A 13,640-nucleotide genomic window follows, 5' to 3' on the forward strand; every position below is an offset into this window, starting at 1 on the left:
GGTTTTATTGCTGCCGAGTTGTTCCACTTCTTTTTCGCGGTCATACTGCATAGGTTTCTTCCTCCTTGTTGTTTCCGTTGTCGTTTGCATCATCTTTTCTCAGCCATTTCACCATTAAATAGATGAACGGGGTGTCGAGGGCGGCGATCGCCACCTTCACCAGATACTGCACGCCGATCATGGCGAGGAGGGCGCTCACGGGCATGGTGCCGTAAAAGGCCACGACCACGAAGATCGTCGAGTCGAGAAGCTGGCTCGCAAAGGTGCTTCCGTTGTTTCTCAGCCACAGGTGCCGGCCGCTCGTCATCTGCTTGAGCTTGTGGAAAAAGTGCACGTCAAACAGCTGGCTCACGAAGTACGCGAGGAGTGATGCGGCAACGATTCTCGGAACGGCGCCGAGGATCATTTCAAACTCCGCCTGCATCGGCCAGAAGTCGGCGGCAGGAAGGGCGATGGCCATGTAGAAAAAGCCGATCATCATCAGGTTTGTGAGAAGTCCGATGATCACAACGCGCTTCGCTGTATTTTTCCCGTACACTTCACTGATCGAATCGGTGATCAAAAACGTGAGGGGGTACGTGAGCAGTCCCGCGGTCAAAACGGCGGAGCCGATCGTAAACAGCTTGACGCTGATCACGTTTGAAACGAAAAGGGCAGTAAAGAAGATCCCGGCGAGCAGGATCAGCTTGTCAGTTTTATTCAACGTGGCCACCGTCCTTTTCCGCCAGGTACTCACGGAGCCCGCGGGCGCGGAGCTTGCAGGCCGGACATTCGCCGCAGCCGTCGCCGACGATGCCGTTGTAGCATGTGAGCGTGTTGTAGCGGACAAAGTCGAGGCCGCCCAGGTCATCGGCGAGCTTCCACGTTTCTTTTTTATCCAAAAACATGAGCGGCGTATGGATCACGAAGTTCTCGTCCATGCTCAGGTTGAGCGTCACGTTCATGGATTTCACGAACGAATCCCGGCAGTCCGGGTAGCCGGAGAAGTCCGTTTCACACACACCGGTGATGATATGCTTCGCGTCGATCTGCTTGCCGAAGATGCCGGCCATGAGCAGGAATAGGTGGTTCCGTCCGTCCACGAAGGTAGTCGGGTATTTTTCCCCTTCTTCAATCTCGATGTCATCACGGGTGAGGGCGTTGGCCGTAATCCGGCCGAGCATGCTTACGTCCATCACGTGATGGGGCACATCGAGCTCGTCGGCGATCTGCTTTGCGTAATCGAGCTCTTTTTTATGGCGCTGGCCGTAGTCAAAAGACAGGGCAGCGACGTCATCGAAGTTTTTCAGTGCCCAGAGAAGACATGTGGTGCTGTCCTGACCTCCGCTGAACACAACAATCGCTTTTTTCAACTTGGTTCACTCCTAGTTTTGATTTATAGAGCGGAGGATGGTTACGAACTCCGCTACCTTACTACTCTAACAAATCTTTCCGTAAAATGTTAGTGGTACTTTATTGGAAGTACGGACATGTATGTGGATGGGCCTATTTGGTGTAAATGTAAAAGTTTTATCACAAAATATGAACCAAATATGAACGAAAGACCCCTGTCCTTTGACTGGTTAACCGTGACATTTCTAACAAAAAATAAGCGTAAAGTAGGGAAATAGTTGTCAGACCTTTACGACAATTCTCGCCATTGGTATGATTGAAAGCGATTACATAACAAACGGGAGAGTGAGAGAGTTGAAGAACATCCTAAGGAACAAATGGGTTTTAGGTGGTCTGATGACAGGCCTTTTATTTTCAACCGCAGCACCGGCCGCTCAGGCAGATGCTGAGGACACAGAAAAGCTTGTGATCATGGGCACGACGGACATTCATGCTTATATGATGCCATATGATTACATGAACGACAGAGAGGACGATACGTACGGACTCACAAAAGTACATACACTGGTAGAGGAAATCCGCAGTGAACATGAAAACACCCTTCTATTGGACAACGGGGATATCATTCAGGGAAGCATCTTCGGGGACATGCTTGCCCTTGTGGATCCGGTTGGTGCCGACGAGCCCCACGTAATCATGGACGCCATGAACATGATGGGCTATGACGCTGCCACTCTTGGAAATCATGAATTTAACTTCGGACTCGATTACCTGGACGAAACGATCGCAAAAGCCGACTTCCCATGGCTCAGCGCCAACGTCTATAACGACGGAACGGAAGACCTCCGCTACGATCCTTACACGATCATTGAAAAAGAGATCAACGGAGAAACGTTAAACGTCGGCGTGATCGGCTTCGTACCGCCGCAAATCATGACGTGGGACCGCGTACACCTTGACGGCAACGTCTACGTGAACGAAATCATGGAATCAGCGGAAACTTACGTGCCGCAGATGAAAGAAGAAGGAGCGGACATTGTTGTCGCCGTTGCCCACTCCGGAATCAACCCGGCTGAGGACGCAAGCGAAAACGCCGGCTACCAGCTTTCCCAGGTTGAAGGCATCGACGCCATGATCCTCGGCCACCAGCACAACGTATTCCCGGGCACCGACGCCTACTCCGGCATTGACGGCATCGACGTTGAAGCAGGAACTGTCAACGGCGTACCGACTGTGATGCCTGGCGCATGGGGCAGTCACCTCGGCGTGATCGAGTTTGATTTAACAAACACTGACGGTGAGTGGGAAGTGGCGGGCTTTGACAGTGAAGCGAGAGAAACTGCAGCCTACGAGCCTCACCCTGACATGGTGAGCCTTGTGGAAGAAACTCACGAAGCGACCATTGAATACGTCAACAGTCCTGTTGGCGATACAGCAACGGATTTGAACACGTTCTTTTCACGCGTCATGGACAACGAAGTGGTTCAGCTTGTAAACGACGCTCAGCTTGACTATATGGAGCAGAACTTTGCAGGCACAGAATATGAAGACATGGCCATGCTCAGCGCGGCCGCACCGTTCCGCGCAGGACGCGGAGGCGCATACACGAATGTAGAGGAAGGCAGCATTGCCATCCGTGATGTGAACGACATTTACGTGTACCCGAACACCCTTCACGTAGTAAAAGTAAACGGAACCGAGCTTCACAACTGGCTTGAGCGTTCGGCTGAGAACTTCCTTCAGATCGACCCTGACTCAAGCGATCGTCAGTACGTGATAAACACTGATTTTGCCAGCTTTGACTTCGATACAATCGAAGGGGTGGAATACCAGATCGACGTGACGCAGCCTGTGGGCGAGCGTATTGTCGGACTCACGTATGAAGGCGAAGACGTAACGGAAGAGGACGAGTTCCTTGTAGCAACAAACAACTACCGTGCCGGGGGCGGGGGAGCCCACATTGACGGCGTGGAAACGGTTCTTGCTTCTACTGACGAAAACCGTGAAGTGATCATCGACTACATCCGTGACCACGATGGTCCTCTTGAAGTCGAAGTGACAAACAACTGGTCTCTTGTGCCGTTTGAAACAGACGCCCAGGTTGTTTTCGAAAGTGATCTTCAGGGAGAGCTCCTTGCAGATACGACTCCGTTCGTTTCTTTCGTAGAGACAGTAAATGATACAACCGGTCTTTTCCAAATCCATCCGGCAGAGCACGTTGAGGACGGCGGTGACGAGGATGAGGACGGCCGTCCGGGCAACCGTCCGCCACACGCAGGACAGCCGGGCCCACCTCCGCATGCGGGACAGCCGGGACCGCCACCACACGCGAATTAATGGTGCCTGTCACCACCCGGATTTTGTCGAATTCGTAGGACTTTATTCAAATCAGGCAGGGAGCAAAGAGCGCTTCTTGCCTGAAATGGTATTGTAAACATTCTTAACATTAGGAAAACGATAGATTCATATTTTTCCAGTATAGTAATAAGTAGATATTCAGTCTGCTAGAATATCAGATTACATTTACATAGGAGGCAGTGAAGATGGTAAAAAAACGTTTGTTGACTGCGGCCCTCGTCGGGGGCTTGGTGATGGCGCCGTTTCTATCCGTACAGGACGGCGGTGTGCAGGCAGAGGAAGGGAATCACGAGCTGAAGATTCTCCACACGAATGATATTCATTCGACGATTAATGATCTGGGAAAATCAGCGGCCTACATTAACGCAGAGCGTGAGGCGGCGGAGCATTCCCTCTACTTGGATGCGGGGGATATTTTCAGCGGAAACCCGGTGGTTGACCTGCAGGAGGGGGAGCCCCTGGTTCATCTTTTGAATGAAATGAACGTGGATGCCATGGTGATTGGAAATCACGAGTTTGACTACGGGCAGGAAGCGTTTATCAGTAATGAAGCATTATCGAACTTTCCATGGCTGAGTGCAAACATGGAAGTGGTGGATCCGGAGTTCCCGATCGAGCAGCCGGACCCTTACATCATTGAAGACCTGGGTGACTTTACGGTAGGGATTCTTGCGTTGACCCAGGCACCTCCTGCGACAGCTCCTGCCGGGATTGTGGGCCTTGAGTTTCACGGGTATGAGGAAACCGTTGAAGAATATGCGTATTTGAAAGATGAAGTGGACGTCCTGATCGGGCTCACACACATCGGCTACGGGGATGACCAACAGCTGGCTGAAGCGTTCCCGGATCACTTTGACTTAATCGTCGGCGGTCACACGCACACGGTTTTGGACGAGCCGAGTGTCGTTGCCGGTACACCGATCGCCCAGGCCGGATCGAACAACCGCTTCGTCGGTAATGTGACCCTTGAAGTGGACCGTGACACGAAGGAAGTCGTGAGCGTCGACGGCCACCTGCAGGATGTGGCTGAACTGACGGAAACGGTTCCCCACATTCAGGAGATGATTGATGCGTACAATGCAGAAATGGACGAGCTTCTTTCCCAGGTGATCGGGTACACAAATACCGGGATGAGCCGTGATGAGCGCTATGAAATGGATGCCCCTCTCGGAAACTTCTGGACGGACGCCATGCGTGAGTACATTGATGCAGATATTGCCGTGACGAACAATGGCGGAATCCGCGCCAACATCGAGCCGGGCGAGATTACGGCCGGCGACATTTACACCGTCGAGCCGTTTGCGAACGAAGTAATGGAAATTGAAATGACAGGTGCCGCGATTAAGGATGTGTTGGAGTATTCCTATAACCGAAGCAACCAGATCGACCTGCAGACGTCGGGGCTGCACTATACGGTGCTGACGGATGAAGAAGGGAACCTTGTGGATATCGAGATGGAGGTTGGCGGGGAGCCGATCGACTACGACGAGACTTACACCCTTGCGATTCCTGACTTCCTCGGTACAGGGGGAAGCGGATACAGCTTTGAAGGTGATGTGATTCAGCCGGGTGCCGGGTTCATGACGAACGCGATGCTCGACTTCGCTGACACATTCACGTCCCAGGACGCGCCAATCGATTACACGTCTGAAGGAAGAATCAGCATTGAACTTTACGAAGAAGAAGAGGACGGGACAGCTCCGGGGAAGCCGGGCAAACCGGGTAAGCCGGATAAGCCGGGGAAACCTGATAAGCCAGGTAAACCGGACCACGCCGGACAGCCGGGTAAGCCGGATTTTGCCGGACGTCCATAATGAAGAAGTGAGTGAAGACCTGCAGGGGCGTTGTTTCCTGCAGGTTTCTTTTATATGGGCGGCGGGTGCTAATCGTAAAATAGGCCGGGGGAAGTGTAGAAAGGTGGCGGCTAACCGTAAAAACGGTTGGCGTAAGTGTAAAATAGCGTTGGCTAAACGTAAAAACGGCTAGCGTAAGTGTAAAATGCAGCGCAGCTCATGCGTCATGTATCTAAAAAACCCCCACACCTAAGGAGGGATCATCATGGTTTACGCAAAAGTAAACGGTATCGATGTGAAGCTTTTTCACGGGGCAAAATTGAAGCACGCCCTGTTAAAAGCGGACGAACGCTTTTATTATTCCGTCGTCAAACACGGCTCCACCATCCGGGATCAGGAAGGGAACCACGTTGACATTATGGGCGCTGTGGATAAGGGGTTTTGCTATACGGTGGATCCGGTGTTAGACCGGGAGACTTGACTGTCACCACCCGAACGTTGTCGAAACCGTAGGACTTTATTCAAGAAAGATAAGCACATAAGCTGCTTATCTTTTTTATTCCAGCCGCGTTTTAGAGCCGGAAGTGTTACAATAAAATGGAAGTAAAACCGACTTGGAGTGGATGATGATGGTGAAACCGGCATTCAGGCATTGGGTAATCGTTGGCTGTCTCGCTTTTGTCCTTTTTTACGGGATTAATCTGCTGGTGGGAGAGTCCGGGGAAATCATGCAATCATTCGGTATGGCCGGCATGATCATTGAAGAAAAACACCATCATATTGAACCCGGTGATTATACTGAAATGTGGATCATCGGCTATAACGCTTACGAAAAAGAAGCAGACAGGGAGCGGTACAAGATTTTCATCGAGGAAGCGATGGTTTACAACCTCATCGAAGAAGGTGAGCAGTATATGGTGTCAGCAAGCTCCATCCGGAAAGACGAGGAGTACGGATATGTTTATGAACTCCTCCAGATTGCCAATCAGGAACAGTACCAGCTGACCGGCAGCGGGAGGATAAAATAAGAAAGGAGGGATGATCATGTCAGTAACGAAAACGTGCGAAAAGGGGCATACCTTTCAAAAAAGCAGTGACTGTCCGGTTTGTCCGATTTGTGAAAAAGAGCGGGCACCGGCGGAGGGCTTTCTGTCCACACTTTCTGCACCGGCGAGGAGTGCGCTGGAACATGAGGGAATACGTTCAGTGGAGGAGCTGTCCCTATACTCGGAAAAAGAGGTGCTGCGCCTCCACGGTGTGGGGCCGGCCTCACTTCCGAATCTGAGGAAAGCGCTGGAGGAGAGCGGGCTGTCGTTCAAAAAATAGGATAATCATGTGTTAAAAAGGTTCTCTTAAAGAATTTGGACAAAGGTACATTGGTATTTTGCATGCTCTTTTCTATCCTGTTTTGGACAAGCTATTTCATCGTTCAACCCCTTTTCTCCTGGTATGGTGAAAACCTGATAGGCACGATGATAATGACGATGTTAGTGTTAGTGCCCGTCAATTATGTGATCGCTCATAAAGGGAAGAATTTTTTGTCTCGCAGTTGGAGCTGACTATGGAGTAGAGGAGCTCCTGTAAAAGAGGAATTTATAACCGACACCAGTTTATTCATCGACTTCCCGTATTTGTTCATTGAGTTGGGCTGTATTCTCAAAAAGAGGTGATCCACCTGAGCGCCAAAGCCTGCCCAAAGGCGGCACCTCCCCCGACAGCGGTTTATTCATCGACTTCCCCAGTTTGTTCATCGAGTTAATCACTATTCTCCCAAAGAGCTGAACCTATAAAAGCCCCATACCAAACAAAAGCCATGGAGAGCCCCTTGCCTCCATGGCTTTCACGCTTTTCACCTATTCAAAAAACCATCTCCGCATTCGGAAAATGCCTCTTCACTGCCGTAAAATACGTCTTCACCCCGTCGTCCATAATTTCGCAGTACATGAAGTTCTCGTGCCAGAAGATGATGTTCTCCAGCTCCTGCCTGACCTTTTCATCGGGCTCATAAGCGGCGATCCGTTCAAGCCAGCGCAGCTGGGACAGGTCAAAATAAATGCCCGTATGCTTTGTGAAGGCAAAAATCGTTTTCGCCGGCCCACGTTTACGATCTCCATCGTGCTGACGGCCCAGCTGAGCACTGCTCTTCTTTTTGACTCCATCGGCTGGTTCGGACTCGAGCAGGTCCCAAAGTGATTGGTCACTTTTAACTTTCATGGTCTGGGAACGAAACATCTGCAGCGTTACCTGAATAAGTTTTGTTATTTCTCTTTTGAAGGTCGAGTCGGGTCGTGTTGAGGTTTACCTTGAAGGACCTGCTAATGCAGGGGATATCAGAGGTGAAATTGAAGCCAGCTTGAGTAACATTGATGAACCAGAATAAATCAGTCGGAGACCCAGTGGTTATTAAACGAGCCCCTGGGTTATTTGTGTTTTTTTTGGTGAATGAGTACATGGACGGGTCTGTTCTACTTATGAGTCGGTTATTAAGATTGGAACTTTAGGAGCCAATGCCAACTTACCGGCATAGCATATAATAATTTCTTATTAAGAAGGTGGAAAAAAATGTATTATTACCCTTACCGTCAAGAGTGGTCCTCAGTATTAGAACAGTTAAACCAGAGTCTGTATGGTGAAGGAATGGTTTGTTCCATGACTACACAATTGTTTTATATTCCAGCTACTGCGGGATTAGAGGGAAATCCCGAATTGCACCGACACCTTATACCAGCTTCTTATCATCGTGTAACCGCTGTCGGTTCTGTTTACCGGCTACAAAACGGAGAATTCGATGAGTCCATTATTCATACGCTGACTTCATGTGTTAATAAAGGTCTTCAAGAAGATAAGGAAGTAACGAGGTGGTTACATGTAATGAGAGACAATGCACCTGAAGGATTTGAATCATTTATCGAAAACATTATTAATTGGCAGCGGGAAACGGAACAAACCCTATCCGCTGCCAAACAACTCATTGAGCAAATGGGATATGATACTGAAGATCAGAATGGTGTCTCCTATTAAAAACAGAATTCCCCGCAAACATAATAGTGTATAAGGTTGGTTAGAAGAGAGGGAGCCTCATCTATTGAGACTCTCTCTGCCGGAAAGAGGACTGTTTAGAAAAAACGTCTTCGACTTAAAAGGAAAATGGAGGTAATTAAGAAAAACGGAATAAAGATTCTTCTGAACGGAGAAGTGCGAAGAACATTCCTCTTCTTTGGTTTACCCCGTCTGCAATTCCTCGAAAAACTTGCCCGTGGCGATTTCTTACTTCTACCAAATCTCCTTGATATGCCATGGCTAAGCGTTGCATAGTAACTTCCTTTCTTGTTCAAAAGTGTATTTGGAATGACTCCTTGGTATAAGTCTACGTGCCACTATAAAAAATGTTTGGACAGAACTGAAAGATTGTTAATTTGATGAAAACTCCTACATAAAAGTTGGGAGATTTGGCCCTTAGGGTTGTTGCAGGGAGAGATATTGTTAATAAATGTGTTGATGCTGTTTCCATGAAAATGATAGCGCCCTCTATTTTTTATATAAATATCAGCCTCGTGGTTATCTGAAAGAGTAAGGATCATGGGTGATGCAGTTCGGACACCAAGATCGTATCAAGAATATTTCACTACACTTTTTACTTATTCTTTTGGAATTACGAGCATTATAGTATTGGCTGTTTATTACATAAAAAAAAGAAAAGGCATGCCCAATCAAGAGATGTGTAACAAAGGTTAGCATAATTCTTACTGACCTAACGAGTGCGGTAGTTGAAGAAGGAAAGATATAAGCTTTGAAAAAGCACCTGACGAATTCAGGTGCTTTTTATATTGTTAATATGGATGTGATCTTAATTTCGTTTCACGTTATTTTCATTGTTTTTTAGATATTGTTTCCCAAAACCGAACCCGTTATCATCAACTTCCATGGCTTTAACAATGGTCACATTTTCGAAAAAGACACCGGTGCATTCGGGAAGTGCTTTTTTACTTCGGTAAAGTACGTCTTCACCCCGCCGCCCATAATTTCGCAGTACATGAAGTTCTCGTGCCAGAAGATGATGTTCTCCAGCTCCTGGCTGACCTTTTCATCCGGCTCATAAGCCGCAATCCGCTCGATCCAGCGCAGCTGAGCCAGGTCAAAGTAAATGCCCGTATGCTTCGTGAAGGCAAAAATCGTTTTCGCCAGCTCATATCTAACACCCGCATCATCTGAGTGCTTAAGCTCGCTGAAAATGGTAGAAAAGCATAATAGAATCGAAGGGTCGCTCTCGATGGTCCGGGTCGTAAAAGACGCTCTCAGTTTTTGCAGCACATCTATTTTTTCACTGTGATTTCCGCTGATCAGAAGGGACATGGAGCCGAGTACAGTACAATAAGAAACACGTTTGCCGTTCATTCTGGTTACTGCCATATCGATCACCCCTTTTACTAGATAGTATGACCAGACAGGTAGAAAACATTCATAGTTTTCGAGTTTTTCACCGTGAGCGGGCAGCCGGAGGGCGGAATTCATGATAAGTGGACGAGGGTTCAGGAAAAAAATTCGCGGATTCAGGATATCCCAACCTCTTCCCCTACTAATTCTTCCTCCAAGGACATATGTCCTTTCCCCACCGCACTCATCTGTACTTTAATAGAGCAAGAAGGAGAGATGTTACAATGAAAGGAATCATTTTTGCCATCCTTGGCGGCATGTTCATCACGCTCCAGGGCGTGGTAAACGCAGGCATCAGCCGGGACATCGGCATCCTGCCGGCCATCACGGTCACACAATTCACCGGATTTCTGCTGGCACTCACCATCCTGCTCGTCGTCAAAGATGGCAGCCTAACTCAGCTGAAAACCGTCAAATGGCCATACCTGTTCGCAGGCTCATTCGGCCTCCTCGTCATCTTCAACGAAGTCACCGCCATCAACATGGTCGGCGTCACCTTTACCATGGCCGTCATCCTCATATCACAGATCGTCATGGCCTTCCTCATTGACACAAAGGGATGGTTCGGGTTAAAAAAACAGAAGATAAAACTGCCCCAGATCGTCGGCATCAGCCTGATGATCACAGGCGTCATCATCATCCAGCTGTAAGGAGAATCGCAATGAATACCTACATTCTGAAGTTCGACCTTGACCCGGTCATTCCTGCCAGACTCCGGGAGCACATGACCGTTCATGATTATAAAAAGGGCGAGAAGATCTGTGAGCAGGGGGAAGCCATTGACCACCTCTATCTTCTTGTTGAAGGAAAGATTAAGATCTTCACAAGCTCCGCCGAGGGGAAGATTCTCGTCCTCTGCTTCAAGAAGCCACTCGAGGCCATTGGGGATGTGGAGTATGTGAGAAAAAGTGCGGTGATTAATACGGTGGAAGCTGTCACCCCGGTGCGGGTGCTCAAAATGCCGTACCGCGCCATCGACGAGTCCGGCGCTTCATCCGTGCCCTTTCTCCAATTTCTGCTCCGGGTCATCACCGAGAAGCTGCACACCGACTCGAACTTCACAAACTTCAACCTCCTTCACCCGGTGGAAACCCGTCTCGCCAGCTACCTCCTGTCGGTTTCCCCGGAAGGCGAAGACAACCCTGAGGAGCTCTCAAACATGGTGGACGTAGCCAACCTCCTCGGCACCTCCTACCGCCACCTGAACCGGGTCATCAACACGATGATCAAAGAGAAGTGGATCGAACGGAAGAAGGGATACATTACGATTCTGGACAGGGAAAGCCTCCGGAAGCTTGCTGATCCTGTCCTGTATGAATAGAAAGAAGGAATAGTCATGATCTTTGGAATCATACTCGCGGCAAGTGCCGGGGCGGCCATCAGCCTCCAGACCGTGTTTAACAATAAAGTAAACGAAAAAACAGGGTCGTGGACCACCACCGCACTTGCCCTTGGAATGGGCTTTCTTTTTGCCCTCGTTGCCACCGTGATGGCAGGGGAGCTGAACGTGTATCAGCTCGCCCGGATCGAGCCGTGGTACTGGCTCGCCGGAATCACCGGCGTCGGCGTTGTGTTCTGTCTCGTCCAAGCCATCAAGCGCCTCGGGCCCACGTTTACAATCTCTATTGTACTGACCGCCCAGCTGAGCACCGCCCTCCTTTCCGACTCCATCGGCTGGTTCGGACTCGAGCAGATCCCGTTCAGCTACACAAAGCTGGCAGGCATCTTCGTCATCCTCATAGGCGTCCTCGTCTTCAAAGGCGTCATCAAGCTCCCAAGCCCTTCAATTGCCCGGGAAAACCGGAAGCATACGGCATAGAATGGTGTTCGTCCCGGGCATCTGGCCCCTTGTTTAAGCAAACAAGCGCTGGATGATAAGTGAATGAGTAATAGAACAGAAGGGGCATTAGAGGAGAATTCAATTTTAATAAAAAGGAATACAACATTCTTTATGATAAGCAAGGCTATGATAAAGGAGATTCCAAACATGAGTCACGTATATTTTAGAGATATTGATGAGACAAATGAATGTATGGTCAGAAATATAACGTTAAAATCCGGGCAGGAGACATACATTGAATCAGTCGAGGAATGCCTTAAAGAGGCCGAAGAGCGCGAGGAATGGCATCCGGTAGCGATCTATTATGACGGTGCAATTGTCGGCTTTGCCATGTACGGTTCTTTCGGTCCCAATAAAGATACCTGGATTGACCGGATTATGATTGATGAAAAAATATTCGGGCAAAGGCTTTGGAAGAATGGCGATGAAGACCCTTATTGATATTGTATCCAAAGAATATGGCGTGAACGTAATCTACTTGAGTATTATTGAGGAAAATAGAGCAGCGCATCGTTTGTACGAAAGCATGGGGTTTGAATATATGAATGAAAGAGATCCCAATGGCGAACTTATATTTAAGTATAAAATTCTGTAAAGTAACGAGGACTTGATGCAGAGGAGAGTTTTTAATGAAATAAGGGGGAAAACGTATAGAGGACAGATTCCCCCTTTATCTAAACCAAAGCACTGCTTTTACTTCTTCTTCACCTTCAGCTGGAGAATGTTCTTTTCTTTTTCACTAAAGAATACACGTAGACAGTCAGCCCTGCTAACAGGCCTATGGCAACAACTGCAAATGCGATCATGCCGACACCCATCCCTTCCCATCCCCCGATGAGAAAAATGCTCACCATTAAAAGTGTTAAGCCGAGCAGACTGATCAAATACGGGAGAAAGTACATACCAAACTTTCGGTGAAAGATGCCTAAAAGGATCCATCCGGCGACTGTTACTACTAATAACCCATAAATAATCCACAACATCATTTCTACTTCCATTTCCATCCCCCCGAAACTAAAAGAATATAACCATGGTATTCATTCTGCAGTGTTTGGAATGCTTCCTCGTATTCCTTCACCCCTTCAGCTGTCGTTCGCAGATCCTCCATCTTTTTCCTTATATTTTATACGTTAATGGTTTGTTTTACCATCATGTTGAACAGAAGTTATAAAGGTTTTACTGTCTTTCCTCTCAACCGAAAACTGCCCCATCCCTTCAATGGTCACTTCACATGGATAAAATTCCGCAGCCTTTTTTGTGAAAAACCATCTGCGCCCCTCTTTTACCGTGATAAAAAGACCATGTTCATCTCCGACAGGCGTCAGCCCTTCATTGTCCTCTTTCCAGTTGGGCAGTCCCCATTCATTCAGTTTTCTCACGAACGGGATAACGTCTTCCACGACGATTCCCAGTTCACTGATGCATATGAAATCTCCGGAGGAAAAACGATGCTCTACGGCATTGTTCAAATTGTGGCGGGCGATGAATTCCACGATGTTTCCTGACCGGTCTTCAAAATAGATGGCGTGGGCATTCCAGCTTTCAAAAAAGGCTTCATCCGAATCCTTTTCTGTATTTAACTCTACTTTTGACGCGATCCAGGATTTTGCTTCTTCCATTTTGTTTTCCGGGATATTCACAGCAAAATGATACACCGGCTCCGAACTGCTCTCTGACTGTTTAAAAACCAGAGTAGTGGATCCGATTTGAACAGAGAAATGGCTTTTGTCTTCACTATTTATGTGAAGCTCAAGCACCTTTTTATAGAAATCTTTCATTTCAGTTAATTTGTGTGTAAATAATGTAATGTCTTTGAATCTCATTTTTCTTTCCTCCACTTTTGTTTATGAATGTAGTGTAACCGGAAAAAGGCATTTTTTCGT

14 protein-coding genes and 2 pseudogenes are annotated in these 13,640 nt (G+C 48.1%); 11 read left to right on the forward strand and 5 right to left on the reverse strand.

Annotated features, from left to right (window positions below; genetic code table 11):
* Positions 1–40: 40 nt before the first annotated feature.
* Both JSY36_RS05455 and queC read right to left on the reverse strand, forming a co-directional pair.
* Positions 41–736 (reverse strand): queuosine precursor transporter, encoded by a 696-nt coding sequence (locus JSY36_RS05455; protein ID WP_336511447.1) that lies wholly within the window; start codon positions 734–736, stop codon positions 41–43.
* Entirely contained in the window at positions 696–1,352 is a 657-nt protein-coding gene (gene queC, locus JSY36_RS05460; RefSeq protein ID WP_205165581.1) for a 7-cyano-7-deazaguanine synthase QueC, read from the reverse strand. Before queC ends, JSY36_RS05455 begins: the two co-directional genes overlap by 41 nt.
* A gap of 334 nt (positions 1,353–1,686) precedes the next feature.
* On the opposite strand from queC, the gene JSY36_RS05465 reads away from it, so the two are divergent.
* The 7 genes and pseudogenes from JSY36_RS05465 (at position 1,687) to JSY36_RS05495 (ending at position 8,504) form a co-directional block, all read left to right on the forward strand.
* Entirely contained in the window at positions 1,687–3,669 is a 1,983-nt protein-coding gene (locus JSY36_RS05465) for a bifunctional 2',3'-cyclic-nucleotide 2'-phosphodiesterase/3'-nucleotidase (protein ID WP_205165582.1), read from the forward strand.
* Between the two features lie 206 nt (positions 3,670–3,875).
* Positions 3,876–5,504: a bifunctional metallophosphatase/5'-nucleotidase gene (locus tag JSY36_RS05470; RefSeq protein ID WP_205165583.1), complete on the forward strand. Its 1,629-nt coding sequence runs from the start codon at positions 3,876–3,878 to the stop codon at positions 5,502–5,504.
* A 244-nt stretch (positions 5,505–5,748) separates the two neighbouring features.
* Positions 5,749–5,964: a hypothetical protein gene (locus JSY36_RS05475; protein ID WP_236784568.1), complete on the forward strand. Its 216-nt coding sequence runs from the start codon at positions 5,749–5,751 to the stop codon at positions 5,962–5,964.
* Positions 5,965–6,106: 142 nt separating this feature from the next.
* Positions 6,107–6,511: a hypothetical protein gene (locus JSY36_RS05480; RefSeq protein ID WP_205165584.1), complete on the forward strand. Its 405-nt coding sequence runs from the start codon at positions 6,107–6,109 to the stop codon at positions 6,509–6,511.
* A 16-nt stretch (positions 6,512–6,527) separates the two neighbouring features.
* On the forward strand, positions 6,528–6,809 hold the full coding sequence (locus tag JSY36_RS05485; protein ID WP_419466027.1) for an RNA polymerase alpha subunit C-terminal domain-containing protein: 282 nt from the start codon (positions 6,528–6,530) through the stop codon (positions 6,807–6,809).
* Positions 6,810–7,577: 768 nt separating this feature from the next.
* Positions 7,578–7,670 (forward strand): annotated as a pseudogene (locus JSY36_RS20415) (DMT family transporter); the annotation flags it as partial.
* Between the two features lie 375 nt (positions 7,671–8,045).
* On the forward strand, positions 8,046–8,504 hold the full coding sequence (locus JSY36_RS05495) for a hypothetical protein (RefSeq protein WP_122900928.1): 459 nt from the start codon (positions 8,046–8,048) through the stop codon (positions 8,502–8,504).
* A 918-nt stretch (positions 8,505–9,422) separates the two neighbouring features.
* Here the strand turns inward: JSY36_RS05495 and JSY36_RS05500 are convergent.
* The gene (locus JSY36_RS05500; RefSeq protein ID WP_205165587.1) at positions 9,423–9,893 is read right to left on the reverse strand and encodes a hypothetical protein; all 471 of its coding nucleotides are present in this window, start codon (positions 9,891–9,893) and stop codon (positions 9,423–9,425) included.
* 248 nt (positions 9,894–10,141) lie between these two features.
* Here JSY36_RS05500 and JSY36_RS05505 point away from each other — a divergent pair, with 248 nt between their 5' ends.
* The 4 genes and pseudogenes from JSY36_RS05505 (at position 10,142) to JSY36_RS05520 (ending at position 12,352) form a co-directional block, all read left to right on the forward strand.
* Positions 10,142–10,567, forward strand: a complete 426-nt coding sequence (locus tag JSY36_RS05505; protein WP_205165588.1) for a DMT family transporter — start codon at positions 10,142–10,144, stop codon at positions 10,565–10,567.
* 11 nt (positions 10,568–10,578) lie between these two features.
* Positions 10,579–11,238: a Crp/Fnr family transcriptional regulator gene (locus JSY36_RS05510; RefSeq protein ID WP_205165589.1), complete on the forward strand. Its 660-nt coding sequence runs from the start codon at positions 10,579–10,581 to the stop codon at positions 11,236–11,238.
* Between the two features lie 15 nt (positions 11,239–11,253).
* Positions 11,254–11,736, forward strand: coding sequence for a DMT family transporter (locus tag JSY36_RS05515; protein WP_205165590.1), 483 nt, complete (start codon positions 11,254–11,256; stop codon positions 11,734–11,736).
* A 168-nt stretch (positions 11,737–11,904) separates the two neighbouring features.
* A pseudogene (locus JSY36_RS05520) lies at positions 11,905–12,352 on the forward strand (GNAT family N-acetyltransferase).
* A gap of 115 nt (positions 12,353–12,467) precedes the next feature.
* Here JSY36_RS05520 and JSY36_RS05525 read toward each other — a convergent pair.
* Both JSY36_RS05525 and JSY36_RS05530 read right to left on the reverse strand, forming a co-directional pair.
* Positions 12,468–12,755: a YesK family protein gene (locus JSY36_RS05525; RefSeq protein WP_205165591.1), complete on the reverse strand. Its 288-nt coding sequence runs from the start codon at positions 12,753–12,755 to the stop codon at positions 12,468–12,470.
* A 132-nt stretch (positions 12,756–12,887) separates the two neighbouring features.
* Complete coding sequence (locus JSY36_RS05530) at positions 12,888–13,580, reverse strand: VOC family protein (protein ID WP_205165592.1); 693 nt, start codon at positions 13,578–13,580, stop codon at positions 12,888–12,890.
* Positions 13,581–13,640: the final 60 nt, after the last annotated feature.

Origin of the sequence: Alteribacter salitolerans (assembly GCF_016901055.1) — a bacterium.
GTDB lineage: Bacteria > Bacillota > Bacilli > Bacillales > Salisediminibacteriaceae > Alteribacter > Alteribacter keqinensis.